The sequence below is a fragment of the Herbaspirillum sp. Her2 genome (assembly GCF_057961375.1).
This window is the reverse complement of the sequence record NZ_CM176331.1, coordinates 504,591-530,039: the sequence shown is the minus strand read 5'-3', so window position 1 is coordinate 530,039 and position 25,449 is coordinate 504,591. Positions and strand designations below refer to the sequence as shown.

At 63.9% G+C, this 25,449-nt stretch carries 22 protein-coding genes; 12 read left to right on the top strand and 10 right to left on the bottom strand.

Annotated elements, in window-relative coordinates; translation table 11 throughout:
* Nucleotides 1-12: 12 nt before the first annotated feature.
* From ACWHXP_RS02335 to ACWHXP_RS02315, 5 genes are all read right to left on the bottom strand, one after another.
* Entirely contained in the window at nucleotides 13-672 is a 660-nt protein-coding gene (locus ACWHXP_RS02335) for a DUF1345 domain-containing protein (RefSeq protein ID WP_039784524.1), read from the bottom strand.
* Nucleotides 673-801: 129 nt separating this feature from the next.
* Nucleotides 802-1,326 carry a SecDF P1 head subdomain-containing protein gene (locus ACWHXP_RS02330; RefSeq protein ID WP_121045239.1) on the bottom strand — a complete coding sequence of 175 codons (525 nt, stop codon included), beginning with the start codon at nucleotides 1,324-1,326 and terminating at the stop codon, nucleotides 802-804.
* On the bottom strand, nucleotides 1,323-1,541 hold the full coding sequence (locus tag ACWHXP_RS02325) for a hypothetical protein (protein ID WP_034330326.1): 219 nt from the start codon (nucleotides 1,539-1,541) through the stop codon (nucleotides 1,323-1,325). The genes ACWHXP_RS02330 and ACWHXP_RS02325 overlap by 4 nt, the downstream gene beginning before the upstream one ends.
* Before the next feature lie 106 nt (nucleotides 1,542-1,647).
* A complete protein-coding gene (locus ACWHXP_RS02320) occupies nucleotides 1,648-3,111 on the bottom strand; it encodes a sensor histidine kinase (RefSeq protein WP_121045241.1) in 1,464 nt (487 codons plus the stop codon).
* 16 nt (nucleotides 3,112-3,127) lie between these two features.
* Nucleotides 3,128-3,790, bottom strand: coding sequence for a response regulator transcription factor (locus ACWHXP_RS02315; protein ID WP_008331064.1), 663 nt, complete (start codon nucleotides 3,788-3,790; stop codon nucleotides 3,128-3,130).
* Nucleotides 3,791-4,160: 370 nt separating this feature from the next.
* Between ACWHXP_RS02315 and ACWHXP_RS02310 the strand changes: the two genes are divergently transcribed.
* Nucleotides 4,161-6,392, top strand: coding sequence for a TonB-dependent receptor (locus tag ACWHXP_RS02310; protein WP_489623495.1), 2,232 nt, complete (start codon nucleotides 4,161-4,163; stop codon nucleotides 6,390-6,392).
* Nucleotides 6,393-6,409: 17 nt separating this feature from the next.
* Nucleotides 6,410-7,096 (top strand): Fe2+-dependent dioxygenase, encoded by a 687-nt coding sequence (locus tag ACWHXP_RS02305; protein ID WP_034330332.1) that lies wholly within the window; start codon nucleotides 6,410-6,412, stop codon nucleotides 7,094-7,096.
* Between the two features lie 7 nt (nucleotides 7,097-7,103).
* Here the strand turns inward: ACWHXP_RS02305 and mdtD are convergent, their stop codons facing one another.
* The 5 genes from mdtD to ACWHXP_RS02280 all read right to left on the bottom strand — a co-directional run bounded on the left by mdtD (nucleotide 7,104) and on the right by ACWHXP_RS02280 (nucleotide 12,741).
* Nucleotides 7,104-8,456, bottom strand: coding sequence for a multidrug transporter subunit MdtD (mdtD, locus tag ACWHXP_RS02300; RefSeq protein WP_489634590.1), 1,353 nt, complete (start codon nucleotides 8,454-8,456; stop codon nucleotides 7,104-7,106).
* Nucleotides 8,457-8,632: 176 nt separating this feature from the next.
* The gene (locus ACWHXP_RS02295; RefSeq protein WP_121045247.1) at nucleotides 8,633-9,487 is read right to left on the bottom strand and encodes an ABC transporter permease; all 855 of its coding nucleotides are present in this window, start codon (nucleotides 9,485-9,487) and stop codon (nucleotides 8,633-8,635) included.
* Between the two features lie 165 nt (nucleotides 9,488-9,652).
* Nucleotides 9,653-10,480: an ABC transporter ATP-binding protein gene (locus ACWHXP_RS02290; RefSeq protein WP_088754851.1), complete on the bottom strand. Its 828-nt coding sequence runs from the start codon at nucleotides 10,478-10,480 to the stop codon at nucleotides 9,653-9,655.
* 125 nt (nucleotides 10,481-10,605) lie between these two features.
* Entirely contained in the window at nucleotides 10,606-11,619 is a 1,014-nt protein-coding gene (locus ACWHXP_RS02285) for an ABC transporter substrate-binding protein (protein ID WP_489634591.1), read from the bottom strand.
* Nucleotides 11,620-11,685: 66 nt separating this feature from the next.
* A complete protein-coding gene (locus tag ACWHXP_RS02280; RefSeq protein WP_489634592.1) occupies nucleotides 11,686-12,741 on the bottom strand; it encodes an ABC transporter substrate-binding protein in 1,056 nt (351 codons plus the stop codon).
* Between the two features lie 158 nt (nucleotides 12,742-12,899).
* Here ACWHXP_RS02280 and ACWHXP_RS02275 point away from each other — a divergent pair, with 158 nt between their 5' ends.
* The 10 genes from ACWHXP_RS02275 (at nucleotide 12,900) to ACWHXP_RS02230 (ending at nucleotide 25,439) form a co-directional block, all read left to right on the top strand.
* The gene (locus ACWHXP_RS02275) at nucleotides 12,900-13,571 is read left to right on the top strand and encodes a response regulator (RefSeq protein WP_034338420.1); all 672 of its coding nucleotides are present in this window, start codon (nucleotides 12,900-12,902) and stop codon (nucleotides 13,569-13,571) included.
* Complete coding sequence (locus ACWHXP_RS02270) at nucleotides 13,564-14,943, top strand: sensor histidine kinase N-terminal domain-containing protein (RefSeq protein ID WP_489634593.1); 1,380 nt, start codon at nucleotides 13,564-13,566, stop codon at nucleotides 14,941-14,943. Before ACWHXP_RS02275 ends, ACWHXP_RS02270 begins: the two co-directional genes overlap by 8 nt.
* 208 nt (nucleotides 14,944-15,151) lie before the next feature.
* Nucleotides 15,152-16,423 (top strand): ABC transporter substrate-binding protein, encoded by a 1,272-nt coding sequence (locus ACWHXP_RS02265; RefSeq protein ID WP_204725825.1) that lies wholly within the window; start codon nucleotides 15,152-15,154, stop codon nucleotides 16,421-16,423.
* 77 nt (nucleotides 16,424-16,500) lie between these two features.
* Entirely contained in the window at nucleotides 16,501-17,379 is an 879-nt protein-coding gene (locus ACWHXP_RS02260) for a carbohydrate ABC transporter permease (protein WP_489634594.1), read from the top strand.
* Nucleotides 17,367-18,179: a carbohydrate ABC transporter permease gene (locus tag ACWHXP_RS02255; RefSeq protein WP_134223054.1), complete on the top strand. Its 813-nt coding sequence runs from the start codon at nucleotides 17,367-17,369 to the stop codon at nucleotides 18,177-18,179. Before ACWHXP_RS02260 ends, ACWHXP_RS02255 begins: the two co-directional genes overlap by 13 nt.
* Before the next feature lie 9 nt (nucleotides 18,180-18,188).
* Nucleotides 18,189-19,226, top strand: a complete 1,038-nt coding sequence (locus ACWHXP_RS02250; RefSeq protein ID WP_310838247.1) for an NAD(P)-dependent alcohol dehydrogenase — start codon at nucleotides 18,189-18,191, stop codon at nucleotides 19,224-19,226.
* Between the two features lie 2 nt (nucleotides 19,227-19,228).
* Nucleotides 19,229-20,449 (top strand): ABC transporter ATP-binding protein, encoded by a 1,221-nt coding sequence (locus ACWHXP_RS02245; RefSeq protein ID WP_489623501.1) that lies wholly within the window; start codon nucleotides 19,229-19,231, stop codon nucleotides 20,447-20,449.
* Entirely contained in the window at nucleotides 20,385-21,266 is an 882-nt protein-coding gene (locus tag ACWHXP_RS02240) for an AraC family transcriptional regulator (RefSeq protein ID WP_134223057.1), read from the top strand. Before ACWHXP_RS02245 ends, ACWHXP_RS02240 begins: the two co-directional genes overlap by 65 nt.
* A gap of 32 nt (nucleotides 21,267-21,298) precedes the next feature.
* Complete coding sequence (gene xylB, locus ACWHXP_RS02235; RefSeq protein ID WP_489634595.1) at nucleotides 21,299-22,780, top strand: xylulokinase; 1,482 nt, start codon at nucleotides 21,299-21,301, stop codon at nucleotides 22,778-22,780.
* A gap of 178 nt (nucleotides 22,781-22,958) precedes the next feature.
* On the top strand, nucleotides 22,959-25,439 hold the full coding sequence (locus ACWHXP_RS02230; protein ID WP_489634596.1) for a type VI secretion system Vgr family protein: 2,481 nt from the start codon (nucleotides 22,959-22,961) through the stop codon (nucleotides 25,437-25,439).
* Nucleotides 25,440-25,449 lie beyond the last annotated feature (10 nt).

Below are 25,449 nucleotides of genomic sequence, written 5' to 3'. Positions count from 1 at the left end.
TGACACTCGCTTTCAGGTGCCGGCCAGGCCGGCCGCGATATTGATGGACAAGCCGATGATGGCGGCATTGAACACGAAGCAGATCAGCGAATGCGCCAGCACCGACTTGCGTAACGCGCGCGAGGCCACGGCCACATCCGAGGTCTGCACGGCCACGCTGATGGTGAAGGCGAAATACAGGAAATCCCAGTAGCCGGGATTGCGTATGCCGTCCGGGAAGCGCAGTGGCAAGGCCTCCGGGTCGTCGTCATCGGCATAGAAGAGGCGCGCGTAATGCAGCGTGAAGATGGTCCCGATCAGAGCCCACGACCCGAACACGGTGGAGGCCGTGAAGGCATAGCGCAACAGCCTGCCGCGCTCGTCGTGATGGCTGCTGCCGCCCAGTTCCAGCAAGATGGCGAGCAAACTCGCAATGGCTGCCACGCAGACCATCACCAGTACCACGTGGGCGCTCTCGTCCTCGGTCTCGGCCAGGCGCTTGACGGCCTTGGCATCGGCCCGCAGCATCATCACCCACAGGCTGAGCAAATAGAACCAGACGCCGGCATTCCAGCCGATGAGGCTGCGGCCGATCCAGGTACTGGCGGGGAGAACGGTGGCGGCGGCGATCCCGATGGCGATGCCGATGAGCAAGCGCGGATGGACCTGGACGATGTGGCGGGCGACGGACATTGTTCTTGTTGATGTTGTGAGTCTTTTGTAAGGGCAGCGTCAATGCAGTGCCGCGAATGGGCAGGACATTAGCATGCCCTGCCCGCCCCTGCCAGCCATGCTTTCCCTCAGCATGCGCGGGCAGGCGGCCTAGTTACCCTTGGACAGCAGGTTGGCCAGCCGCACTGCGTCCTCGAAACTGGACAATCCGGTCAGGGCCATGGTGTTGATGGTCATCGGGCCTTGCACGCTGGCCACGTTGGTCACGCGGCCTTCCAGCACGGCGGCGAGCTGGCGCCCCATCAATTCGCGCGAGGCCGCCGCCAGCCTGGCGGTCCCGGTGGGCGAGAATTGCAGTACCAGCACCGCACGTCCGGCCGCATCCTTCTGCGCCGACGCGCGCTGCACGTCGCCGGCATCGAGTGCGGCGCGCGGGGCGAGATAGATGTCGCCACCCGGTGGTTCGCTCAGGCGCGCCTTGATCCAGCCCTGGGTCGGTACGGTGGTCGCACCGCGCAGTTCAAACAGGGTTGATGAAGAGAGACCATGGTCCGCGCTGCCCGAGGCACCGCCCGTGGCACAGCCCGCCAGCACAAGGACGGCACCGGCGGCGGCACCCAGCAACAGAGTGCGGCGACGCGCGGAAAAACAAGGGGAAGCAGGCAGGCGGCTCAAAATTCGTGCTCCTTCAAGGCGCGCTGCGCGCGTTCGCGGGCGCTGGCCAGGGCTTCTTCCTCGGTCGGGAAGAGGCCTACCGGAATGTAGGTTTCAGCGATCTCGGGCTCGCGCGACAGTCGCACGAAGACTTGCGCCTCGAAGCCTTCATCCGGTTTTTCAACCGCATCGTAGCGGGCGATATGGGTGCCACTTTGCAAGACCTTGTCCGTCATGCTGCCTCCTGAGTCGTTCACGATGAAGCCCGTTTGACACAGGGGCAGGCATGAGGTTCTGCATGAAAACGATGTCGTGCGGCAACTGCGGCCATCGCCGCCGGGCTCAGCCCGCCAGCGGGAAGCGTACCGTGAAGATGGTGCCCTGCCCTTGCTCCTTGCAATCGACCGTGATGACGCCGCCATGGTCGTGCGCAATCTCGCGCACGATGGCCAGGCCCAGGCCGCTGCCGGCGATCTTGTCATTGGCGCGATAGTAGCGGTCAAAGATGAGCTCGCGATGCTCGGGAGCAATGCCTGGGCCGGAATCTTCCACCGAGAGGACGGTGGCTCCCTCTTCTTCCAGGCAGCGCACCGTCACCGTTCCGTGCAAGGGGGAATAGCGCACGGCATTGTCGATGAGGTTGTCGATCAGGTCGGCGAGCAGGAAACGGTCGCCGCGCAGGCGTGCCGGCTGCAGGTCGAAGCCGAGGTCGATGTGTTTCTTGTCGGCCTCTTCGATGAAGTGCTGCACCGATTCTTCCACCAGCTTGTGCAGCGACAGCTCCTCCAGCTTGCGGCTTTCGAACAGGCCCGGCTCCGAGCGCGCCAGTGCCAGCAGTTGCCGGCTCTGGCGGATCATGCGTTCCACCGAAGAGTTCATCATCGCCAGCGAGCGGGCGGTGTCGGGCTGGTCCTGGTGCTTGTCATGCAGCAGTTCCAGTTGCAGCTTCAGGCCCGTGAGAGGCGTGCGCAATTGATGGGCAACGTCGGCCATGAAATTCTGCTGCGCCTGTTCACCCTTGCTGATGCGGGCCATCAGCTCGTTCATGGCCACGATCAGCGGCTGCAATTCCACCGGCGCACCAATGCCATCGATGGCCCCCAGCTTGCCGTGGCCGCGTTGCTCGAGATTGCGCTGCAGGCTCTTCAAGGGACGCAGCCCGCGCCGCACGGCGATCAGCACCACCGACAGCGACCCGAAGGTCAGCCCGCCATCCAGCAGCAGGAAGGACAGCAGGATGGTGTAGTGCGCACGATCGCGCTTGCGAATGGTCTCTGCCACCGCCACCGAGATCACGCCATTCTTGACCCGCACCTGCATGGCCGAAATACGCACCGGTTCACCGCGCATTTCGCCGTCATAGTTGAAGGGCCGGTCGAACGTCTCGCTCTCCGGCAGTTGCGGGAAGCCCTTGTCGCCCACCAGGATCTCGCCCTGCGAATTGCGCACGGCAAAGAAGGTGGTGTCGGAGTGATTGCTGCGCAGGATCTGCTCGGCCTGCTGGGTCAGCTCGGCAGTGGTGCGTTCCTGACGATGGCGCACCTGGGCATACAGGCCCCAGGTGGAATCCATCAGGTTCTGGTCGAACGCATGCTGGGCCGGCAGCCAGGCCAGCCAGTAGGTCAGGCCGGCACCGACCAGATTGAGCAGCAGCAAGGGCGCGATCAGCCACTTGAGCAGATCGCGCCGGATGCTGGCGTGGGTGACAGGTGCTGCGGGCGGCGTGGCAGGCGAGGCACTGGTCGAGTTATCCGCGCTGCTCGCATTGGCCGCACTGGCGGGCGGCTGCTGGTCGATGACCGTCATGACGCGGCCTGCCGGCTCAGTTCTCGCTCTTTTCGAGCATGTAGCCGAAGCCGCGGATGGTACGGATGACCACGCCCGAATCCGCAATCTTCAGACGGATGCGCGAGACATACACCTCCACCGCATTGATCGTGAAATCCTCGCCCCAGGGCAGGACGGCATCGATGATCTGCTGCTTGGAGACCACGCGCGAAGCGTGTTGCATCAGGTATTCCAGCACCGTCCATTCACGCAGAGACAGTTCGATCTTGCGGCCGTCGATGTCGGCGCGCTTGGTGGCGTTGTCCAGCGACAGCCCGCCCACGGTCAGCTGTGCCGGCTGCGGCGCACTGCGGCGGATCAGCGCCTTGATGCGCGCCACCAGTTCGGGGGTGGCGAAGGGCTTGACCAGGTAGTCATCGGCACCCAGCTCCAGGCCATGCACGCGGTCGGGGATGGTGTCGCGTGCGGTCAGCAGCAGCACCGGGGTGTTGTTGCCATTGGCGCGCATGCGGCGCAGGACTTCGAAACCGTCGATGCCGGGCAGGCCGATGTCGAGCACCAGCACGGCCGCGTTGAAACGCTGCGACAGCGCATCGTTGCCGTTGTTGACGGTATGCACGGTAAAACCGTGCGAGTTGAGTACCCGCGACAGACCGTCGGTGAGTACCGGGTCATCTTCGACCAGCAGAACATTCATAGGGGACTTCGGTAGAGAAAAACGGCGCAAAACATCTGCGTAACCGCTGCATCGTATTGCAGCCCAGGCAATGCTGCAAATCAGGCGATCCCCCAGGCGGGCGGCGACATGCAAAGAGTGTTTCTTTTTCGTCACACTCAGTTCATCGTCAGCTTCATGACAGCGATTTGTCAGACTTCCGCCTTAATCTTGCCAGCCATGCGAATGAGAATCCAACTCATTAGCATGCAAAAAAAGAACACTGGTCATCAGCCAGCCAAACGGACTTCCTTGTCGACATCGAAGGACGGAGTAGCCAGCCATTCGAGCCGGTCCTGCGCGAGCAGGATCGGCTCATCGTTTCCTACTCCACTTCACCGACAAGAAGAACATGAACCGTCTCACGCCGATCGCCGCCGCATTGGTGGCCACGTTTGCCGCTCCCCTCTCCGCCCACGCGCAGCAGGCCACTCCCGCTACCAGCACGACCGCCACCACAGCCACCGGCAGCCAGCTGGCCCCGGTGACGGTGGAAGGCCGCCGCGATGATTTCGCCAGCACCGGCACGGCCATCACCAAGCTGCCGGCCGACCTGCACGACGTGCCGCAATCGGTGACGGTGGTCAACAAGGCGCAGATGCAGTCGCAGGGCGTCAGTTCGCTGGCCGATGCGCTGCGCAACGTTTCCGGCATCACGCTGGGCGGTGCCGAAGGCGGGCAGATCGGCAACAACATCAACCTCAACGGTTTCTCGGCGCGCACCGACATCTATCTCGACGGCTTCCGCGATCGTGGCCAGTACTACCGCGACACCTTCGCCATCGAAGAAGTGGAAGTCCTGATGGGCCCCTCCTCGATGCTCTTCGGCCGCGGCTCGACCGGCGGCATCATCAATCAGGTCAGCAAGAAAGCCAACCTCAAGGCCGCCACCGAGATCACCGGTTCGGTGACCACCAATGGCCTGGTGCGCAGCACGGTGGACGTCAACCGCCCGCTGTCGGACACTTCGGCCCTGCGCATCGAAGCCATGGCCCAGAACGGCGCGGCCAGCACGCGCAACCAGACCGATGTGCAGGACTTCGGCCTGGCCGGTTCCTATGTCTGGGGTATCGGCACCTCCACTGAAATCACGCTCTCGGCCCTGCTGCAGCACAACCAGGACCAGCCCGACTACGGCCTGCCGCCGCTCAACGGCCATCCCGTCAACGTCGACCGCAACACCGCCTATGGCTTGAACAGCGACCGCACCATCCAGGACGTGGCCGCGTTCAATGCCGGCATCAAGCACAAGATCGCGCCCGACGTCACCCTGCGCAACCAGACCCAGTTCAACTACGTGCACACCAATGCGGTGGAAACCGCGCCCAATACCATCGGCACGGTCTCGTCCAGCGGCTTCACGGCGCTCACCAATGCGGCCAGCAGCCTGCCCCTGTCGAGCCTGTTCGTGCGCGGTCAGAGCCATGACCGCAACATCAACGACTACTCCATCTTCAACCAGACCGAACTGGCCGCCAAGTTCAGCACCGGCAGCGTCAAGCACGATGCGCTGGTGGGCGTGGAAGTTGGTCACGACGGTTACGATAACCAGAACTACTACCGCAACGGCAGCTGCAATGGCCGCTCGCTCAACGCAAGCGGAGCCACCACCGGCTACATGGATTGCGTGAGCCTGGTCAATCCTTCCTACAGCGCCGCCGGCAGCAGCGTGGCCGATACCGCAGGCAACCGTGCCGGCGGCAGTGCCAACACCATCGCCGCCTATGTCGGCGACACCATCGAGCTGGTGCCGCACTTCAAGCTGGTCGGCGGCCTGCGCTATGACCGCTACGTGGCCAGCATCAGCAACTCGATCAACTCGGGCAATACCGCCGGCTCCACCGCACTGGGCTATGCGCAGCAGAGCGTGAACTTCGTGAGCGTGCGTTCGGGGGCGATCTGGCAGCCCAGCGCGGCGCAGTCGTATTACGTTTCCTACGGCACTTCCTTCAATCCCTCGCTGGAGCAGCTGACCGGCACCACCGGCCAGCAGAACCTCGACCCGGAAAAGAACCGCTCCTATGAACTGGGCGGCAAGTGGGACGTGGCCGAAGGCCTGGCGCTGACCGCCGCCGGCTTCCAGATCACCAAGGAAAACGCCCGCAGCCAGGTGGCCACCGGCGTCTATGAGCTGGCCGGCACGGTGCGCGTGAACGGCGCGCGTGCGGGCGCCACCGGCCGCATCACACGCGACTGGCAGATCGCCGCCAACTACACCTACCTGGATGCCAAGGTGGTCGGCGGTGCGGTGGCCGATACCTCGGTCGGCAAGATCCCGGTCAACACGCCCAAGCACACCTTCACCACCTGGACCACGTATGACGTCGCGCCGCACTGGCAGATCGGCGGCGGTGCGACCTACATGTCGCAACGCTATGCCAATGCCACCAACACGGTGCAGGTCGGCGGCTACACGCGTTACGACGCGATGCTGGCCTACACCACAAAGGCCTACGACATCCGCCTGAACCTCTACAACCTGACCGACAAGATGTATTACGATGCGCTGATCCAATCCGACGGCGGCCGTTCGGTCCCGGGTTCGGGCCGTACCGCCCTGCTGTCGCTGACCTATCGCATGTAAGGAAAGAGGACGCGCCCATGCTCATCACCATCCCCCAGCTGCTGGACCCGCAAGCCCTGCAGACCGTTCGCAGCCTGCTGGACAACGCAGGACCGGCCTGGGTGGATGGGCGCGTGACAGCGGGCTACCAGGGCGCGCCCGTGAAATACAACCAGCAGATCGACGAGCAGTCCGACGTCGCCCTGCAATGCCAGCGCATCATCGTGTCCGCGCTGGAGCGGCACCCGCGCTTCATCAGCGCGGCGCTGCCCAACCTGATCTACCCGCCCATGTTCAATCGTTATGGCGAAGGCATGACCTTCGGTGCCCACGTCGATGGCAGCGTGCGCATCCATCCGCACAGCGGACGCAAGCTGCGTACCGATGTCTCGGCCACGCTGTTTCTGGCCGATCCGGAAGACTACGACGGCGGTGAACTGCAGATCGATGACAGTTACGGCATGCACAGCGTCAAGCTGGCGGCGGGCGACATGGTGCTCTATCCGGCCACCAGCCTACACACCGTCACCCCGGTCACGCGCGGCGTGCGCGTAGGCTGCTTCTTCTGGGTGCAGAGCCTGGTGCGCGACGATGGCCAGCGCCAGATGCTGTTCGACATGGACAATGCCATCCAGCGCCTGAACCAGACCGACGCCGATGCGCTCGCACGGCGCACGCTGGTAGGCTGCTATCACAACCTCCTGCGCCAGTGGAGCGAGACCTGAGCCGTGCTCAGCTGAAGTAACGCGGATCCATCTTGCGGAACACCCAGGCCGAGACCAGGGTGATGAGCCCGACGATCACGAAGGTGATCTGGAAGCTGGCATTGGTGGCGATGCCCGCCTCGCTCTTGAAGAGATTGACCATGGTCCCGCCGATGGTCACGCCCAGGCCGATGGCCAGCATCTGCACCATCGAAAAAAGACTGTTGCCGCTGCCCGCATCTTCCTTGCGCAAGCCCTTCAGGGTCACGCTGTTCATGGCCGCGAACTGCATCGAGTTGGACGCCCCGAACACCGCCAGCTGCACGATGGACGCGGCCAGCGGCCAGCCGGGCGTAATCAGCGCGAACGACACGATGGAGATCCCGACGATGGCGGTATTGATCAACAGGAATCGGTCATAGCCATAGCGCTTGACCAGCGGCGCGATCCACGGCTTGGCAATGGTGCCCGCAATGGCAGCCGGCAGCAGCAGCATGCCCGCGTGCAGCGGTGAATAGCCCAGCCGTACCTGCAACAGCAGCGGCAACAGGAAGGGCACTGCAGAGGAACCGATACGGCAGACCAGGTTACCTGCCAGTCCGATGCTGAAGTTGGGCTCCCTGAACAAACCGAGCCGGAACAGTGGACGCGGATGAACGGACGCATGGCGCCAGTAGACCAGTACAGTCAGTGCTGCCAGAGCGAACAGTCCCAAACTCCAGCCAGTACGGTGGGTATCGAAAGGCACGTCCAGCGCGAGCGAGAAGGCCACCATGCAGGCGGACAGCAAGGCACAGCCGTATAAATCAAAGCGAGGTGTACCGGTAAGGCTGTCATCGGGGAGGAAGTACAGTACGGCCCCCATCCCCAGTACACCTACCGGAAGGTTGATCAGAAAGATCCAGTGCCAGGACAGGCTTTCTACCAGCCACCCGCCCAGTACAGGACCGACCACCGGACCGAGCTGCCCGGCAATCGAGATCGAGGCCAGTGCCGCGATGTATTGCGCGCCCGGCACTGCCCGCAGCACGGCCAGGCGCCCTACCGGCAGCAGCATGGAGCCGCCCAATCCCTGTATCACGCGAGCGGCCAGCAACAGCGGCAGGGTCGGCGCCATGGCGCACAGCACCGAACCCAGCGCGAACAGCAGGATCGCCGTGAAATACACGCGGCGCGTGCCGAAACGGTCGGCCAGCCAGCCCGAGGCAGGCGTGAGCGAGGCCATGGTCAAGGTGTAGGCCACCACCACCGGGTGCATGTTCAGCACCGGCTCGCCCAGGCTGCGCGCCATGGCGGGCAAGGCGGTGTTGACGATGGTAGTGTCCAGCGTCTGCATGAAAAAGCCGGACGCCACGATCCACAGCAGCGCGCGCTGGGTCACGGGATCGTTGAGGGAGGGTGAGGCGGACGGAGTTGCAGCAGTGTCACTCGGGCGAGGCGGCTGGTTGGCTGACATGACGGAAAGGAAGTGGAAACGCGCGGATCAAAACACGGCGGGGACACGTTGGCGTGTCCCCGACCAGTACCGCGTCATTTTACGCCCTCAGGCATTTCTCATCAGAAGGCCTGCGGGCGCCACTTCAGCAAGCGCCGTTCCAGCGCATGCAAGAGCCAGTCCGCCGCCAGTGCCACCACGGCCAGCACGATCATGGCCGCGAACACGCCGCTGGCATTGAAGGCCCCTTGGGCGGTGGAGATCAGCAGGCCGATGCCCTGCTTGGAACCGAGGAACTCCCCGACCACCGCACCGACCAGTGCAAACCCGAAGCTCACGTGCAGGCTGGCCAGGATCCACGACAGTGCCGACGGGATCACCACCGCCATGGTCACCTGGCGCGGCGAGGCGCCGAGGATCTGGGCGTTGGCGATCATGTAGCGGTCGGCTTCCCGCACGCCCTGGAAGGCATTGGCGAAGACCACGAAGAACACCATCACCACCGCCAGCGCCACCTTGGAAGCCATGCCCAGCCCGAAGGCGATGACGAAGATGGAGCCCAGCACCACGCGCGGAATCGAATTGGCAATCTGGATGTAGAGGCTGAAGACGTCCGAGAGCAGCTTGTTGCGCCCGAGGATGATGCCGGCGATGACCCCGGCCACCGAGCCGATCAAAAATCCCAGCACGGTTTCTTCCAGTGTGACCAGGACCTGGGTCCAGAGCGGGCCTTGCGAGGTGCCCTCGACCATCCACTCGACGATCTGCGCCACGATGGCCGACGGCTGCGAGAAGAAGAAGGGATCGATCCAGCCGAGCCGCGCGCCGCCTTCCCAGCCGCCCAGCACGATCACCAGGATGGCGATGCGCAGGCCGATGACCAGTTGTTTTCGCGCGCGGATCTTGCGCCGGGCCTCGGCTTCGACGCCGGCGATGTCCATCGTCGCGGCGCTGTGGCTGGCTTGTGCTTGTGTCATGTTGCTCCCCTGCTCTTCAGAAAAAAGTTGAGTTCCGTGCGCGCTCTTCGATACGCCGCTGTGCGGCTACTCAGAGCGAACGGAGTTCAATGATGCATCCGCTGACCGTTCGGCCTGAGTAGGCGCGCAGCGGCGTATCGAAGGCGCTCCGGCTGATGCAAGCGCTTAAGCGATGTGAACTTCTTCACGCAGATCGGCCCAGATGCGCCGCGAAATATCGATGAAGCGCTGCTCGTAGCGCACCTCCTCCATCACGCGCGGACGCGGCAGGTCGATCGGGTAGACGCTCTTCAGGGTGGCCGGGCGGGCGGTAAGCACATAGACCTTGTCGGCCAGCGCAATGGCCTCCTCCAGGTCATGGGTGACGAACACCACCGAGCCCGAATGCGCCGACCACAGGCGCAGCAGTTCATCCTGCATCAGGGTGCGGGTCTGCATGTCCAGCGCGGAAAAGGGTTCGTCCATCAGCAAAATCTCGGGACTGTTGATGAAGGTTTGGGCCAGCGCCACGCGCTTGCGCATGCCGCCGGAAAGCTGGTGCGGATAGTGGTCGCCGAACTTGTCCAGGCCCACGCGGCGGATCCATTCGTCGGCCAGCGCATGGGCCTGCTCCCTGGACTGGCCCCGGAACATGGGGCCGGCCGCCACGTTGTCGCGCACGCTGCGCCAGGGAAAGACCGCATCGTTCTGGAACACGAATCCGATACGCGGATCGATGCCGTTGACCGGCTGCCCCATCACCCGCACCTCCCCCAGCGTCGGCTTGAGCAGGCCGGTGATGAGCGAAAGCGTGGTCGACTTGCCACAGCCGGTCGGGCCGACCACGGCCACGAATTCGCCGCGCGCCACGCTCATGGAAAAATCGCGCAGGGCCACCGTCGCCCGGCCGTCGGCCGTGATGAAGCGGCAGCTCACGTTGCGCAATTCAATGGCCGGCGTGGCCTGGGCGGCCTGGCCGGCGGGGGTGAAGGCCTGCTGGTTGATGGCGTTCATCGTGGGGCTCTTTCGTGGCTTGGGGTTGAATTCGGGTTGAGCGCGCCCCTGACGCGCCGGAGCGCATCATGGCGTATATCGTTTATATAGTTTTCAGCAAGACTGGCCAGCTGCCAGTCGCCGCCTCATTTCACGGCGTTGACGAATTCATCCGTGTAGGTCTTGGACAAGTCCACATGCTTGCCCTTGACGTTGGGGTTGAACCCGGACAGCACGGCCAGCACGGTCTCCGGCCCGCCCTTGGGCATCTTGCCGTCCGGGGAATACATGGGCAGCGAATTGTTCAGGGCCTGTATATACAGCGCCTTGTTGCTGCCGTAGTAGTCCTTGGGCATCTTCTCGGCGATCTGCTCGGCGGTGTGCGTGTTGATGAACTTGAGCGTTTTCACGAAGGCACGTGCCAGCTTCTGCGCTTCCTCCTTGTGGCTGTTGAGCCAGCTGCGCTGTACATACACGCTGGAGGCCGGGTACAGCCCGCCGAGCGCCTTGACCGTTCCCTCCACGGTACGCATGTCGACCAGCACCTGGGCATCGCCATTCTTGAGCAGCAGCGAGGCGGTCGGTTCGGTGGTCATGCCGGCATCGATGCGGCCCTGCTTCATGGCGGCGATGAAGGTATTGTCCGCGCCCACCGGCAGCACCGAGAACTGCTTGGAGGTGATGCCGTGGCGCGAGGCCAGGTATTGGGTCAGGAAGTTGGTGGACGAGCCCAGCCCGGTCACGCCCAGGGTCTTGCCCTTGGCATCGGCCATGCTCTGGAAGTGCGGCGCGGCCTTGGTGGAGACCAGTTCCACTTCGCCCGGCACCTGGCCAAGGATGGTCATGGCGGTGATTTCCTTGCCCTTGGTCTGCAGGTCGATGGCGTGGTCATAGAAACCGACCACCGCCTGCACGGCCCCGGCCAGCAGTTCGTTCTCGGCATCGACCCCGGCCGGCTGCGACTGCAGTTCCACGTCCAGGCCCTCTTCCTTGAAGTAGCCCAGTTGTTCGGCCAGCTTGGCGGGCAGATAGACCATCTTGTTGATGCCGCCCACCATGATGGTGACCTTGGCGGCAGCCATGGCGTGGATCGGCAATGCGGCCAGCATGGTGCCGGCAACGGCCAGCGACAGCAGGCCACGGCGGAGATTTTTGTTCACGTCAGCTCCAGGAAATCAGTGCGAAAGCCCGTGGATTCTACGGTGCCTTCATATAACCGGCAAAATTCACTTTACCGCGTCGACAAACTCGTTGGTATAGGTCTTGGAGAGGTCGATGTTCTTGCCCTTGATGTTGGGATTGAACCCGGCCATCACCTTCAACACCTGTTCCGGCCCGCCGGCAGGCATCTTGCCATCGGGCGAATACATGGGCAGCGAGGCCTTGAGCGCCTGCACGTAGATGGCCTTGTTGCCGCCGTAGTAGTCCTTGGGCATCTTGTCGGCCACTTCTTCAGCCGAATGGGTCTGGATGTATTTCAGCGTCTTGACGAAGGCGCGCGCCAGCTTCTGTGCGTCGGCCTTGTGGCTCATCATCCAGGAGCGATGCACGTAGAGGCTGGAGGCCGGATACAGTCCGCCCAGCGCGGCCTTGGTGCCTTCCACGCTGCTCATGTCGACCAGCACCTTGGCCGCACCGGAGGCCAGCAGGATGGAGGTGGTCGGCTCGGTGGTCCAGGCCACGTCCACGCGCTTCTGCTTCATGGCGGCGATCAGGGTATTGCCGGCACCGACCGGCAGGATCGAGTAGTCGCCCGCCTTCTGACCGGCGCGGCTGGCCAGGTATTGCGCCAGGAAGCTGGAGGACGAGCCCAGCCCGGTCACGCCCAGGGTCTTGCCCTTGAGGTCGGCCATGCTGCGCACGCTGTCGGCGAGGTCGGCGCGCACCATCTCCATGCCGCCCGGCACCAGCAGCAGCTGGGTGATGGAAGTGACTTCCTTGCCCTTGCTCTGCAGGTCGATGGAATGATCGTAGTAGCCGACCACGGCCTGCACGGCCCCGGCCAGCAGTTCATTCTCGGCATCGACCCCGGCCGGCTGCGACTGCAGCTCCACGTCCAGGCCTTCTTCCTTGAAGTAGCCCAGGCTTTCGGCCAGTTTGGGCGGCAGATAGATGAGCTTGTTGATGCCGCCGACCATGATGATGATCTTGTCGGCTGCATGGGCTTGCGGGGCCGCCAGGCCCAGGGCGCAGGCAGCGATGGCGGTGGCGCCCAGGGTCCGCAGGCGGCGGCGCAGGGCAGGCGTTCCGAGGGGCGGGAACACGCGAAGGTCGTGACGCATTATGATTGTCTCCACATTTTGGTTGGATGGTCTGTCGCCATCTCTTGTAGACTGCGGGCCTATTCTAAGAAGCCGAAACCTTCATCCAGCTTTCCAAATTCCGGCTTTCTGCTTTGCAGCGCAACAAAAAAGAACCTCCAGAAACACGAGACCATCGCATGAAATTGCTCCTGATCGAAGACAATCCCCAGCTCGCCCACTGGCTGGAGCAGATCCTCAAGGAACACAAGTTCAAGGTCGATATCGCCGCCGATGGCGAGATCGCCGACCAGGTCCTGCGCGACGAGAACTACGACGTCGTCCTGCTGGACCTGATGCTGCCCAAGCTGCACGGCAAGAACGTGCTGCGCCGCCTGCGCGAGCGCCACAACGGCGTGCCGGTGATGATCCTGACTGCCAGCGGCTCCATCGATGAAAAGGTCGAATGCCTCGGTGCCGGGGCCGATGACTACCTGGTCAAGCCCTTCGAGATCCGCGAACTGGTGGCCCGCATCAAGGTGCTGGTGCGCCGCCAGACACCCGACAAGGCCGCCGAGATCCACTGCGGCGACCTGGTGTATGACAGCAATACGCGCCAGTTCGCGGTGGCCGGCGTGACGCTGGCGCTCCCGGCGCGCGAACATGACGTGCTCGAAGTGCTGATGTTGAAGCAAGGCAAGACGGTTTCCAAGACCGCGTTGATGAAGGGGGTCTTCAGCCTGTCCGAAGAGCCTAGCGCGGACGCCATCGAAATCTACATCTCGCGCCTGCGCAAGAAACTGGAGCACTCCAGCGCGGCCATCATGACCCTGCGCGGCCTGGGCTATCTGCTCAAACAAAAAGATGATTGACAGCCTGCGCCTGCGGCTGCTGTGGTGGCTGCTGATTCCGATGGCGGTCTACGTGGGCCTGTCTACGGGCGACGCGTATGACAATGCCGTCTCCAGCGCCACCCTCGTGCAGGACCGGGCACTGCTGGCCTCGGCCCGCATGATGGCCGGCCAGGTCGGCTGGAACGATGGTGCACCGGTGGTCTCGATCCCGCCTGCAGCGCTGGAACTGTTCGCCTCGCCGGCGCAGGATGCGGTGTATTACCAGGTGCGCATGGATGACGAGACGCTGCTGGCCGGACGCCCCGACTTCCCCGCCGAGCCTGACTTTGCGGCGCTCTATCCGGTCTATACCACGACCACCTTCGAGGGCAAGCCGCTGCGCGTGGTCAGCTACATCCGCGCGCTGTTCGATGAAGGCACGCTGCGCATGGTGGCCGTCTCGGTGGGCCAGACCATGCAGGGACGGCAGGAAATGATCGACGACCAGTGGCATGCCTCGCTGCGGCGTCAGATCGTGCTGCTGCTGCTGGCCATCAGCCTGGTGGTGCTGGGCCTGACGATGGAATTGCGGCCGCTGCTGGCGCTCAAGGATGAGCTGGCCACGCGCGAACCGGATTCGCTCACGCCGCTGCGTGCCGGTGGCCTGCAGCAGGAATTGCGGCCCATCTTGGAGGCCATCAACCAGTACATCTTCCGCCTCAATGCCCAGGTGACGGTGCAGAAGCGCTTTGTGGCCGATGCCGCGCACCAGTTGCGCACGCCCCTGGCGGTGATCGATTCGCAGATCCAGTTCGCGCGCCAGCTGGACGATCCGGCGCGGGTGAAACAGGTGCTGGCCTCCTTGCAGGAAGGCAGCCGCAGCATGACCGACCTGACCAACAAGCTGCTGCTGCTCTCGCAGGCTGAAGCTTCCAACAGCAGCGCCTTCCCGCGCGCACCGGTGGACCTGCTGGCGGTGGCCGCCATGGTGCTGGAGGAACTGGCCGGGCTGGCACTCAAGAAGGGCATCGACCTGGGGCTGGAGACCACGCTGGAGAGCGCCATGGTCAACGGCAATGAGGCGCAGCTGATGGGCTTGCTGATGAACCTGATCGACAATGCCCTGCGTTATACGCCGGAGGGCGGCAAGGTCACGGTGGGGCTGGAGAAGAAGCGCAGCCAGATCATCATCACCGTGACCGACAACGGCCCCGGCATCCCGGCCGAGGTCCGCGAGCGCGTCTTCGAGCGCTTCTATCGCAATGCCGCGCCGGACCAGCCGGGCTCGGGCCTCGGCCTGGCCATCGTGCGCGAGATCGTGCAGGCTTCGCAGGGCGCGATCCGGCTCGATGCGCCGGCGCAAGGTAGCGGGCTGGTGGCTACCGTGAGCCTGCCGGCGCTGGCGGGCTGAGGCCTTTCTTTCCCATGCAGCGGTAATACAAAAACGCGCAGCCCCCACAACAAACGATCAAAAAGTATCAGCCCGCCACACGCTTTTGGCGTGGAGCGGCGCGCCCTGCCCTCGTACTCTTGCTCCTGCCTGTGAAGGCAAAGGGTGCTTGCGAATCCCCCCGCATCTGCGCCCGACCTGAACGATAAAAAATACCAGGAGACAACCCGTGAACAAGATCTGCTTGGGCGCCGCGTGCGCCGTCCTTGGCGCTGCCCTGCCCTTGGTGGCATCGGCGCAGTCCTGCAATGTCCCCGTGCTGAAGGTGCTGGCGCAGAAGAGCCTGGGCCTGACGGTGATGGAGAAATCGCTGGCCGATTACCAGAAGCGCACCGGCACCCGTGTGGAGATCAGCTACTTCGGCGAGAACGACCGGCGCGCCAAGTCGCGCCTGGATGCTTCCACCAAGGCCGGTTCCTACCAGGTGTATTACGTCGATGAAGCCAACGTAGCCGAGTTCGCCTCGGCTGGCTGGATCGTGCCGTTGCTGAAATACTTCCCCAAGGAGGCCGACTATGACGACTTCCTGCCCGGTCGCCGGGCGGTGGCCAGCTACAAGGATGTGGCGTATTTCGCGCCGCTGATCGGCGGCTCGGATTTCCTCTTCTATCGCCGCGACCTGCTGGAGAAGGCCGGCCTGCCGGTACCGCGCACGCTGGACGAACTGGTGGCCGACATCAAGAAGCTGCATTCGCCGCCCGGCGTCTATGGCTGGGTGGCGCGCGGCCAGCGCGGCTCGGGCATGAACGTGTGGCGCTGGGCGCCTTTCATGCTGGCCCAGGGCGGCCAGTGGACCGACAAGAACAACCAGCCGGCCTTCAATTCGCCGGCGGCCGTCAAGGCCACGCAGCTCTATGCTGAACTGTTCAAGTACGGCCCCCCGGGTGCGGCTACCTATGACTGGAGCAATGCACTGGAAGCCTTCCGCTCGGGCAAGGTGGCCTTCATGATCGAGTCCACGCCCTTCGCCGACTGGATGGAAGACAGCAGCAAATCCAGCGTGGCCGACAAGGTCGGCTATGCCCGCCCGCCGGCACCGCTGCCCTCGGCCGCTTACGGCCACGGGCTGGCCATCTCCGCCATCGGTGCCAAGGACGAATGCACGCGCCAGGCGGCCGGCAAGTTCATCGCCTTTGCCACCGGCAAGGAACAGGAACAGGCGCGCCTGCGCGACAAGGTCTTCAGCGACTACAACCGCACCAGCACCATCCAGAGCGATTACTTCCAGAAGAACGTCAAGCCGCAGATCCTCGCCGGCCTGAAGGACACCACCCCGGTCTCCAAGCTGACCATCTGGCCCAGCCCGCAGTGGCCGGACATCGGCGACAACCTGGGCGTGGCGCTGGAAGAAGTCTTCACCGGCACCCAGAAGGACATTCCGCGCGCCCTGAACGAAGCCGCCCAGTATGCGCAGGACGCGATGGAACACGCGCGTAAATAATTTCCTTCATTCAACCGCGTCAAACGATGTAGCCGCCCTGTTCCCTGGCCGGAACGGGGCGGATTCCGGAGTCCTGCATGTTCAATCGTGGAAAGACCTCGCTGCCCTACCTGTTCCTCGGCCCATCGCTGCTGGTGATGCTGGTGCTGGGGCTGGTACCGACGGTGGCGGCGATCAACCTGGCACTGAAGAACCGCGTGCTGCGCTATCCCGACAGCGACTACGTCTGGCTGCGCAATGTCGAGCGGCTGATGTCGGACCGGCGCTTCCTCAATGCCATCGAAGTCTCGGCGATCTGGGAAGTGGTCACCGTGCTGGGTGCGGTGGTGGCCGGCATCCTCATCGCCATCTACCTGTTTGAAAACGTCCATGGCAAATGGCGGCAAGCCATGTGCGTCTTGCTGATCACGCCGGTGCTGCTGCCGCGCGTGTCGGCCGCATTCATCTGGAAGTTCATGTATTCGCCGCTGACCGGCATCCTGGGCTGGCTGCTGGGAGTGGCGGGCATCCATGACACGGCCTTCCTGTCGGACCCGCTGCTGGCGCTCTATGCAGTCGCTGCTGTCGATATCTGGCAGTGGGGATTGTTCTTCGCCGTGATCGTCCTGAAGCTGCTGGAAACCCTGCCGCCCGAGCCGCTGGAGGCGGCACGGCTGGACCACGCCCGCACCTGGCAGGTGTATGCCTACATCGCCCTGCCGATGTTGAAGGCCCCGCTCATCAGCCTGGTCTTCATCAAGATGGTGGAGTCGCTGCGCTCCTTCGACCTGATCTACGTGATGACCAAGGGTGGGCCGGGCGTGGCCACCGAAACGTTGGACATGTATGCCTATGCGCAAGGCATCGGACTGTCCGGCAAGGTCTCGTATGCGTCCACCATGGCGGTGCTGATGATGGTGGCCACCACGCTGATCTTTACCCTGATCTGGAAACGGGTGAGCAAATGGGAAGACTGATCGCACGCTGCGCCGTCTGGGGCGTGGGCATCCTGCTGGTGCTGGTGGCAGTGTTTCCGCTGCTGTGGGCGCTGCTCAATTCGCTGAAGACCTTGCTGGATATCGTCACGCCGACACCGCGCTTTCTCTTCACGCCGACGCTGGAGAACTATCGCCAGGTCATCGGCAGTCCGGAGGTACTGGTGGGCCTGACCAACAGTGCCGTCATCGTCGGCAGCGCCGTGCTGCTGGGTACGCTCATGGGTGTGCCGGCGGCCTACGTGATTGCGCGCTATCACGTGCCGGGCAAGCGCGACATCCAGTTCTTCCTGCTCTCGCTGCGCTTCCTGCCGCCGGTGGCGGTGGCCATTCCGCTCATTGCGATCTGGGTCGACCTGGGGCTGTATGACACGCGCTTCTCGATGATCGTGACTTACCTGCTGACCACGCTCTCCACCATCACCTGGCTGTCGATCCCCGTGTTCCAGCGCATGCCGCGCGAGATCGAGGAAGCCGCCACCCTCGACGGCTATGGCCCCTATGCGGTGTTCTGGAAGATCGCCCTGCCCAACTGCGCCGGCACCTTGCTGGGCGGGATCATCTTCAGCTTCGTGCTGGTGTGGAACGAACTGATGATCGCCCTGGCGCTGACCTCCTCCAACAGCGCCACGCTGCCGGTGGTGGCCTCGGCCTTTACTTCCATGGGGCAGGAAGTGCCGTGGGGCGTGATCAATGCCTCCACCGTGTTGCTGGCGCTGCCGCCCCTGATCTTTGTCGGCGTCTTGAGCCGGCTGTTGAATTCCATCCTCACCGGAAAATAAGGAGACCCCATGCAAGCCCTCGTACTCGAAGCCACGCGTGAACTGGCCCTGCGCGACATCGACCTGCCGCAGGATCTCGGTGCCCAGGATGTGCGCATCCGCATCCACACCGTGGGCATCTGCGGCAGCGACCTGCACTACTACACCCACGGCCGCATCGGCCCCTTCAAGGTGGAAGCGCCCATGGTGCTGGGGCACGAGGCCTCGGGCACCATCATCGAAGTCGGCAGCGATGTTACGCAACTGAAGGTCGGCGACCGCGTCTGCATGGAGCCGGGCATCCCGCGCCTGGATTCGCCGGCCACGCTGCGCGGCCTGTACAACCTCGACCCCTCGGTACGCTTCTGGGCCACGCCGCCCATCCACGGCTGCCTCACCGGCAGCGTGGTGCATCCGGCGGCCTTCACCTATCGGCTGCCGGACAACGTCAGCTTTGCCGAAGGGGCCATCGTCGAACCCTTGTCCATCGGCCTGCAGGCCGCCACCAAGGCGCGCATGAAGCCGGGCGATACGGCCGTGGTGATCGGTGCCGGCACCATCGGTGCCATGACTGCACTGGCAGCGCTGGCGGGGGGCGCGGCGCGCGTGATCCTGGCCGATGTGGTGGCCGAGAAGCTGGCCCACTTCGCCAACAATCCCGCCGTCATCACGGTGGATGTGACACAGCAGGCCCTGACCGATGTGGTGCAGCAGGTCACCGAGGGCTGGGGTGCCGATGTGGTGTTTGAGGCGTCGGGCCATGCCGGCGTCTACCAGACCCTGCTGGACCTGGTGTGTCCCGGTGGCTGCGCGGTGCTGGTGGGCATGCCGCCGGAGCCGGTGGCGCTGGACGTGGTGACCATGCAGACCAAGGAAGTGCGGCTGGAATCGGTCTTCCGTTATGCCAACATTTTCCCGCGCGCACTGGCGCTGCTGAGCTCGGGAATGATCGATGTGAAGCCTTTCATTTCACGCAGCTTCCCCTTCTCGCAGGGGATCGAGGCCTTCGAGGAAGCCGCGCGCGGCCGTCCGCAGGATGTGAAGATCCAGATCGAAATGGAAGGCTGACCATGGCCGACATCCGCTGCCAGGGCTTGTCCAAGCATTACGCCGGTGGCCCGCCGGTATTGCATCCGCTGGACCTCACCATCGGTGATGGCGAATTCGTGGTCCTGCTCGGCCCCTCGGGCTGCGGCAAATCGACCATGCTGCGCATGATCGCCGGGCTCGAAGAGATCAGCGGCGGCACCCTCTCCATCGGCGGCAAGGTGGTCAACGCGCTGCCTGCGCGGGATCGCAACGTGGCCATGGTGTTCCAGAACTACGCGCTCTATCCGCACATGAACGTGTATGACAATATCGCCTTCGGCCTGCGCCGCCTGAAGCGTCCGTCCGACGAGATCGACCGCCGCGTGCGGGAAGTGGCGGCCATGTTGAATCTTGATGCCCTGCTCGAGCGCAAGCCCCGCGCCATGTCCGGCGGCCAGCAGCAGCGCGCGGCGATTGCGCGCGCCATCATCAAGACGCCGTCGGTGTTCCTGTTCGATGAGCCGCTCTCCAACCTCGATGCCAAGCTGCGCGCGCAATTGCGCGGCGACATCAAGCGCCTGCACCAGCGCCTGCGCACCACCACCGTCTACGTCACCCACGACCAGCTGGAAGCCATGACGCTGGCAGACCGCGTCATCCTCATGCAGGGCGGGCAGATCGTGCAGGCGGGTTCGCCGGCCGAACTCTACCGTTATCCGCGCACGCTCTTTGCGGCGGGATTCATCGGTACGCCCGCCATGAACTTCCTCGATGGCGTGGTCGAACGTGATGGCGCAACGCTGGCCGTGCGCTGCGAAGACCAGCGCTGGGTCCTGCAGGATGAAAGGTTTTCACGCCTGGCACCGGGAATGGCGGTAAAGTTGGCGGTGCGTCCTGACTATGTCCGCATGGCCGGCGAGCAGGACGCCGCCCACAGCCTGACCTGCGCGGTCGATGTGGAACTGGTGGAGATCCTGGGGGCCGATGCCCTGCTCACCACCCGCTGGGGCGCACAGACGCTGACCGCCCTGGTGAGCGCGCAGCACCTGCCGCAGGCGGGACAGCGCCTGCACCTGGCCTTCGATCAGCACGCGTTGCACGTGTTCGATGTACACAGCGGAGAGAACCTGTCGCTGCCGCCCGCCGCCTTCGCGGCCGGCGGACAAGACGACGGCCCGCATGGCAAGGAGACAAAGCATGAGTCCGGATCTGGAGCTGGTCCATACCCGCCAGGACGAATCCTTCAGGGCGTGGGTGCATGACTACCCGCACACGGTGGCCAAATGGCATTTTCATCCTGAATACGAAGTCCACGTCATCACCGCATCCAGCGGTAAGTTTTTCGTGGGCGACTTCATCGGTGACTTCGCTCCCGGCAACCTGGTGCTGACCGGACCCAACCTGCCGCACAACTGGGTCAGCAACCTGGGCGCGGATGAGCACGTGGGCGCGCGCGACCTGGTGCTGCAATTCTCGCGGCCCTTCGCCGACCGCATGCTGGGGGCCATCCCGGAGCTCTCGCCCTTGCAGGATCTGCTGGAGGGCGCGGCGCGCGGATTGCAGTTTCCTGATGCGCTGGGCAGGTCGATCATTCCGCTGATGCAGGACCTGGCGCAGGCCGGCGGTGCGCGCCGTGTGGTGCTGATGATGAGCGTGCTGGAACAGCTGGCATCCTGCCGCGAACGCAGGCCGCTGGCCGGCCCGGGCTACGACCTGGATGCCCAGCGCCACATGTCGTCCACCATCAACCAGGTGCTTTCCTGCATCCGCCAGAATCTCGGCGGCAACCTGCGCGAGAGCGATGTGGCCGAACTGGCGGGGATGAGCGTAAGCAGCTTTACGCGCTTCTTCAAGCGGCATACGGGCTGCACCTTCATCCAGTACCAGAACGGATTGCGCCTGAACGAAGCCTGCGAATTGCTGATGTGTACCGAACTGAGCGTGACCGAGGTGTGCTACCGGGTCGGGTTCAACAATCTTTCCAATTTCAATCGCCAGTTCCTGGCCCACAAGGGCATGCCGCCCTCGCGCTTCCGTGCGCTGCACCGGCTCAACGATGAAGTCCGGGCGGTCGCGTAGCGCCTCTCCACTTGCACGCAAAGGAAAATGATTTGAGCTATCTCGGCATCGACCTCGGCACTTCCGAAGTCAAGCTTGTCCTCACCGACGACGACTCCCACGTCATCGCCACCAGCAGTGCCCGCCTGCGGGTGGACAACCCGCATCCACTGTGGTCCGAGCAGGCGCCGCAGGCCTGGTGGAACGCCACGCTCGACGCCATCGCCGCGCTGCGCGCCGAGGCCCCGCAAGCCTTCCAGGCCCTGCGCGGCATCGGCATCTCCGGCCAGATGCATGGCGCCACCCTGCTGGATCGCAACGGCAATGTATTGCGCCCGGCCATCCTGTGGAACGACATGCGCGCCCATGCGGAATGCGTGGAGCTGGAAGCGCTGGTACCGGATGCGCCCGCCATCACCGGCAATCGCGCCATGCCGGGCTTCACGGCACCCAAGCTGCTGTGGCTGTCGAAATACGAACCGGCAGTGTACCGCGCCATCGACAAGGTCTTGCTGCCCAAGGACTACCTGGGCTGGAAACTGACGGGAGAATTCGTCTCCGAGATGTCGGACGCGGCCGGCACGCTCTGGCTGGATGTGGCGCAGCGCGACTGGTCCGACCGCATGCTGGCGGCCACCGGGCTGGATCGCAGCCACATGCCGCGCCTGGTCGAAGGCAGTGACGTGGCCGGCCAGTTGCGTGAGGAGTTGCGGCGCGAATGGGGCATCAGCGGCCCGGTGGTGGTGGCCGGTGGTGCCGGGGACAATGCGGCCAGCGCCGTGGGCATCGGCGTGATCCAGCCGGGCGATGCTTTCTTGTCGCTGGGCAGTTCTGGCGTCTTGTTCGCTGCAACGGCACGGCATGCGCCCAATCCACAGCAAGGTGTGCATGCGTTCTGCCACTGCCTGCCGGGGCAATGGCATCAGATGAGCGTGATCCTGTCGGCCGCAGCCAGCCTGCATTGGCTCTCGGGCGTGACGGCGCGGCCGGTGGGCGAATTAGTGGCAGGGGCGGAGCGATTGACGGCGACGCAGCAGGCACAGGCTCCCTTGTTCCTGCCGTATCTGAATGGCGAGCGCACGCCGCACAATGATGCGACGGCCAAGGGCGTGCTGTTCGGCATGACGCCCGCGCATGAGACTGCGCATCTGGCCTATGCGGTGATGGAAGGCGTGGCCTTTGCGATGGCCGATGGCTATGCGGCCTTGCAGGCTGCGGGCACTACGCTGGAGAGTGCGGCATTTGTGGGCGGCGGGTCGCGCAGTGCGTTCTGGGGGGAGCTGTGTGCTACCGCCCTGGGGATTCCTCTGCGGCGGCATGCAGGGGCGGAAGTGGGTGCGGCGCTGGGGGCGGCGAGGCTGGGGAGGTTGGCGCGGACGGAGGAGGATGCGGCCAGCGTGTGCGTCCCACCCGAGGTACTGGAATGGTATCGCCCTGATGCTGCAAGGCAGGCACAACTGCAGCGCAGGCTGGCACAATATCGTCGCCTCTATCGTAGTCTCGCAGACGAATTCATCGCGTTCTCGCAGTCCTGAAATGGCCGGACCACCGGCGTCCGGCCTGCTCCTCACGCAAAAAAATACACGGCATTTATCGAAGCAATTCAACAGACTTCAAGCAAGCCATCGTGCAACATCTGCGCTTCCCGATTCGGCTTGCTGAAGTCTTCCCTGCCTTCTTCGGGACATTCATTTTTCCCGCAGAAGGACACGCATGCATTCCCGCACCACCGGCTGGGACAGCCTGACCCGGCAGCGCCAGCATCACCGCATCCTGCAACTTCACTTCGTCAATGACGATGCCCCCGACGCCGAACTGCTGATCAATCGCCTCGACGCCAGCGAGGCTTTGAGCCGCGATTACGCTTATACGCTGGAACTGCTCAGCGACGATGCGTGCATCCCGCTGGAGGCGCTGATGGGCAAGTTGTTGCGGGTGGCACTGGTGCGCGCGGATGGAACGCAGCGCCACTTCACGGGTTATGTCGAGCGTTTTTCCTTCTTGCGCACCGACGGCGGCATCGCCTTCTACGAAGCGCGCCTGGTGCCGTGGATGGCATTCCTGGCTGCGCGCATCAACAATCGCATCTTTCATCAGCGGAACCTTGAAGGTCTGAGCGCCGAGATCTTCAGCGCCTATCCGTCACATGCCCGCTGGGATTGCCAGCTGCGGCATGGCGATCCGGTGCGCACCGACATGTTCCAGTTCGACGAGAGCGACAGCAACCTGCTGCATCGGCGCTGGGAAGATGCAGGCTGGCACTACCACTATGAACACCAGACAGACGGACATCAGCTCAGGCTGTCCGACGATTCGACTTATGCCAAACCCATCGATGGCGGCGGCCAAGTCCCGTTCCAGCATCACGGCGGTGCCATTGAGGAAGACGGCATGGCGCAGTGGTCGATGGTACGCCAGTTCCAGCCGTCCAGCACCCGTCTGTCGAGCTATGACTTCAAGACGGCGCGACCGCAGCAGGTGGACGTACCGACTCTGAACAAACAGGGCGCGGTGCTGCCGGTAGAACACTACGAATACACAGGAGCCTACGGATTTTCCAACCTTGAGGCCGGCGACCGTCAAAGCCGTGTGCGCATGGAGGAATTCGAGGCGGCAGCGCAACTGTTCGAGGGGAAGGGCAATTGCCGTTACCTGCAGCCAGGGCGAAGTTTCCGTCTGACAGGACATTTCTCGGAACACCTTGCCGTCGGCGGCGACGCCAGCGCTGAGGATCAGGAATTTCTGATCATCAGCGTGGAGCACAGCGCCAGCAACAATTATCTGCAGGATGCAGAGACCCCGCCGTTCTACGCCAATCACGTGCGCTGTGCGCGCAAGCTGCTGCCCTGGCGTCCCGGCCGTGGCTACACCAGCCAGCCCACCGTCCTGCACGGCATGCAGACCGCCACCGTCGTCGGTCCTTCCGGCGAAAATCTGCATGTGGATGAATATGGGCGTGTCAAAGTGCAATTTCATTGGGATCTGCAGGGTCGCAATGACGAACACAGTACGGCATGGATACGAGTCGCCAGCAGTTGGGCTGGTGCCGAACAGGGGCTGGTGGCGGTACCCCGGATAGGACAACTGGTGATCGTGCAATGGCTGGGAGGACATGCGGATCGTCCCCTCATCACCGGTTCAGTCGTCAATCAACTCAACATGCCGCCCTGGGCCCTGCCCTCGCAGGCCGCCTTGTCGGGCCTGCGCAGCCGCGAGCTGGCACCAGGTGCCGGCAATGCGGCGGGTGGGCGCTCCGGACACGTACTCTTTGACGACACCCACGAGGCGATCCAGACACAAGTACGCAGCGACGCCTTCGACAGCCAGCTAGCGCTGGGCCATGTGACGCGTATAGAACGGCACGCGGGCCGCCAGGATGCCAGGGGCGCAGGCTTCGAACTACGAACTGACGCACATGGCGTGATCCGTGCGGCGCAAGGCCTGCTGCTCACCAGCGAGCCACGCCCCAAGGCGCGCGGCCACATGACCGACATGGCCGAGACCGCAGGCCGTCTGGCGCAGGCACACGACACGGTGGCAAGTCTCAGCAAACTGGCCCAGGAGCATCAGGCCCAGGACAAGCATGCGGATCAGCACGAGGCCGCGCAAGCCATCCAGAGCCAGAACGAGGCCATCAAGGGACAAGGAGGCGCTCAGGACGGCCGTTTCCCTGAACTGGCCGAACCGCATCTGGTCCTCTCCAGCCCCTGCGGCATCGAGGCCAGCTCCGGTGCCTCCACCCACCTCGCCAGCGCGGAACATGCAGCTCTCACGGCTGGCAGCCATGTCTCGTTAGCGGCCGGCAAATCCTTCTTTGCCAGTGCGGCAGAAAAGCTTTCCCTGCTGGCCTATCGCCTGGGCGCGAAGTTGATCGCCGCCAGTGGCCGCGTGGAGATCCAGGCGCAGAACGACGGCATGGAGATCCTTGCGCAGAAGGTGGTGGACATCATCAGCACGCGGGACTGGATCAATCTCAAAGCCAAGAAAGGCATCCGTCTCAATGGCGGTGGCAGTGAACTGGTCATTGCGGAGGGCATCACCGGCTTTACGCAAGGTGCGCATCACGTCCATGCCTCTGATCACCAGACCTTGGGGCCGCAGGCCAAGCTCGCCGATTTCCCCGGCGCACAGCTCTGTCCTTCGCGCGCCAGCGGTGCGGCGCAGTCCGGCAGCGCCAGTGTTGCGCTGTCCTGATTGTGCGAGG

What these genes read in the sequence shown, in the direction of transcription:
- ACWHXP_RS02335 (WP_039784524.1), bottom strand. Translation starts at nt 672, where the DNA reads ATGTCCGTCGCCCGCCACATCGTCCAGGTCCATCCGCGCTTGCTCATC.
- ACWHXP_RS02325 (WP_034330326.1), bottom strand. Translation starts at nt 1,541, where the DNA reads ATGACGGACAAGGTCTTGCAAAGTGGCACCCATATCGCCCGCTACGAT.
- ACWHXP_RS02320 (WP_121045241.1), bottom strand. Translation starts at nt 3,111, where the DNA reads ATGACGGTCATCGACCAGCAGCCGCCCGCCAGTGCGGCCAATGCGAGC.
- ACWHXP_RS02315 (WP_008331064.1), bottom strand. Translation starts at nt 3,790, where the DNA reads ATGAATGTTCTGCTGGTCGAAGATGACCCGGTACTCACCGACGGTCTG.
- ACWHXP_RS02310 (WP_489623495.1), top strand. Translation starts at nt 4,161, where the DNA reads ATGAACCGTCTCACGCCGATCGCCGCCGCATTGGTGGCCACGTTTGCC.
- ACWHXP_RS02305 (WP_034330332.1), top strand. Translation starts at nt 6,410, where the DNA reads ATGCTCATCACCATCCCCCAGCTGCTGGACCCGCAAGCCCTGCAGACC.
- ACWHXP_RS02295 (WP_121045247.1), bottom strand. Translation starts at nt 9,487, where the DNA reads ATGACACAAGCACAAGCCAGCCACAGCGCCGCGACGATGGACATCGCC.
- ACWHXP_RS02290 (WP_088754851.1), bottom strand. Translation starts at nt 10,480, where the DNA reads ATGAACGCCATCAACCAGCAGGCCTTCACCCCCGCCGGCCAGGCCGCC.
- ACWHXP_RS02280 (WP_489634592.1), bottom strand. Translation starts at nt 12,741, where the DNA reads ATGCGTCACGACCTTCGCGTGTTCCCGCCCCTCGGAACGCCTGCCCTG.
- ACWHXP_RS02275 (WP_034338420.1), top strand. Translation starts at nt 12,900, where the DNA reads ATGAAATTGCTCCTGATCGAAGACAATCCCCAGCTCGCCCACTGGCTG.
- ACWHXP_RS02270 (WP_489634593.1), top strand. Translation starts at nt 13,564, where the DNA reads ATGATTGACAGCCTGCGCCTGCGGCTGCTGTGGTGGCTGCTGATTCCG.
- ACWHXP_RS02260 (WP_489634594.1), top strand. Translation starts at nt 16,501, where the DNA reads ATGTTCAATCGTGGAAAGACCTCGCTGCCCTACCTGTTCCTCGGCCCA.
- ACWHXP_RS02255 (WP_134223054.1), top strand. Translation starts at nt 17,367, where the DNA reads ATGGGAAGACTGATCGCACGCTGCGCCGTCTGGGGCGTGGGCATCCTG.
- ACWHXP_RS02250 (WP_310838247.1), top strand. Translation starts at nt 18,189, where the DNA reads ATGCAAGCCCTCGTACTCGAAGCCACGCGTGAACTGGCCCTGCGCGAC.
- ACWHXP_RS02245 (WP_489623501.1), top strand. Translation starts at nt 19,229, where the DNA reads ATGGCCGACATCCGCTGCCAGGGCTTGTCCAAGCATTACGCCGGTGGC.
- ACWHXP_RS02240 (WP_134223057.1), top strand. Translation starts at nt 20,385, where the DNA reads ATGAGTCCGGATCTGGAGCTGGTCCATACCCGCCAGGACGAATCCTTC.
- ACWHXP_RS02230 (WP_489634596.1), top strand. Translation starts at nt 22,959, where the DNA reads ATGCATTCCCGCACCACCGGCTGGGACAGCCTGACCCGGCAGCGCCAG.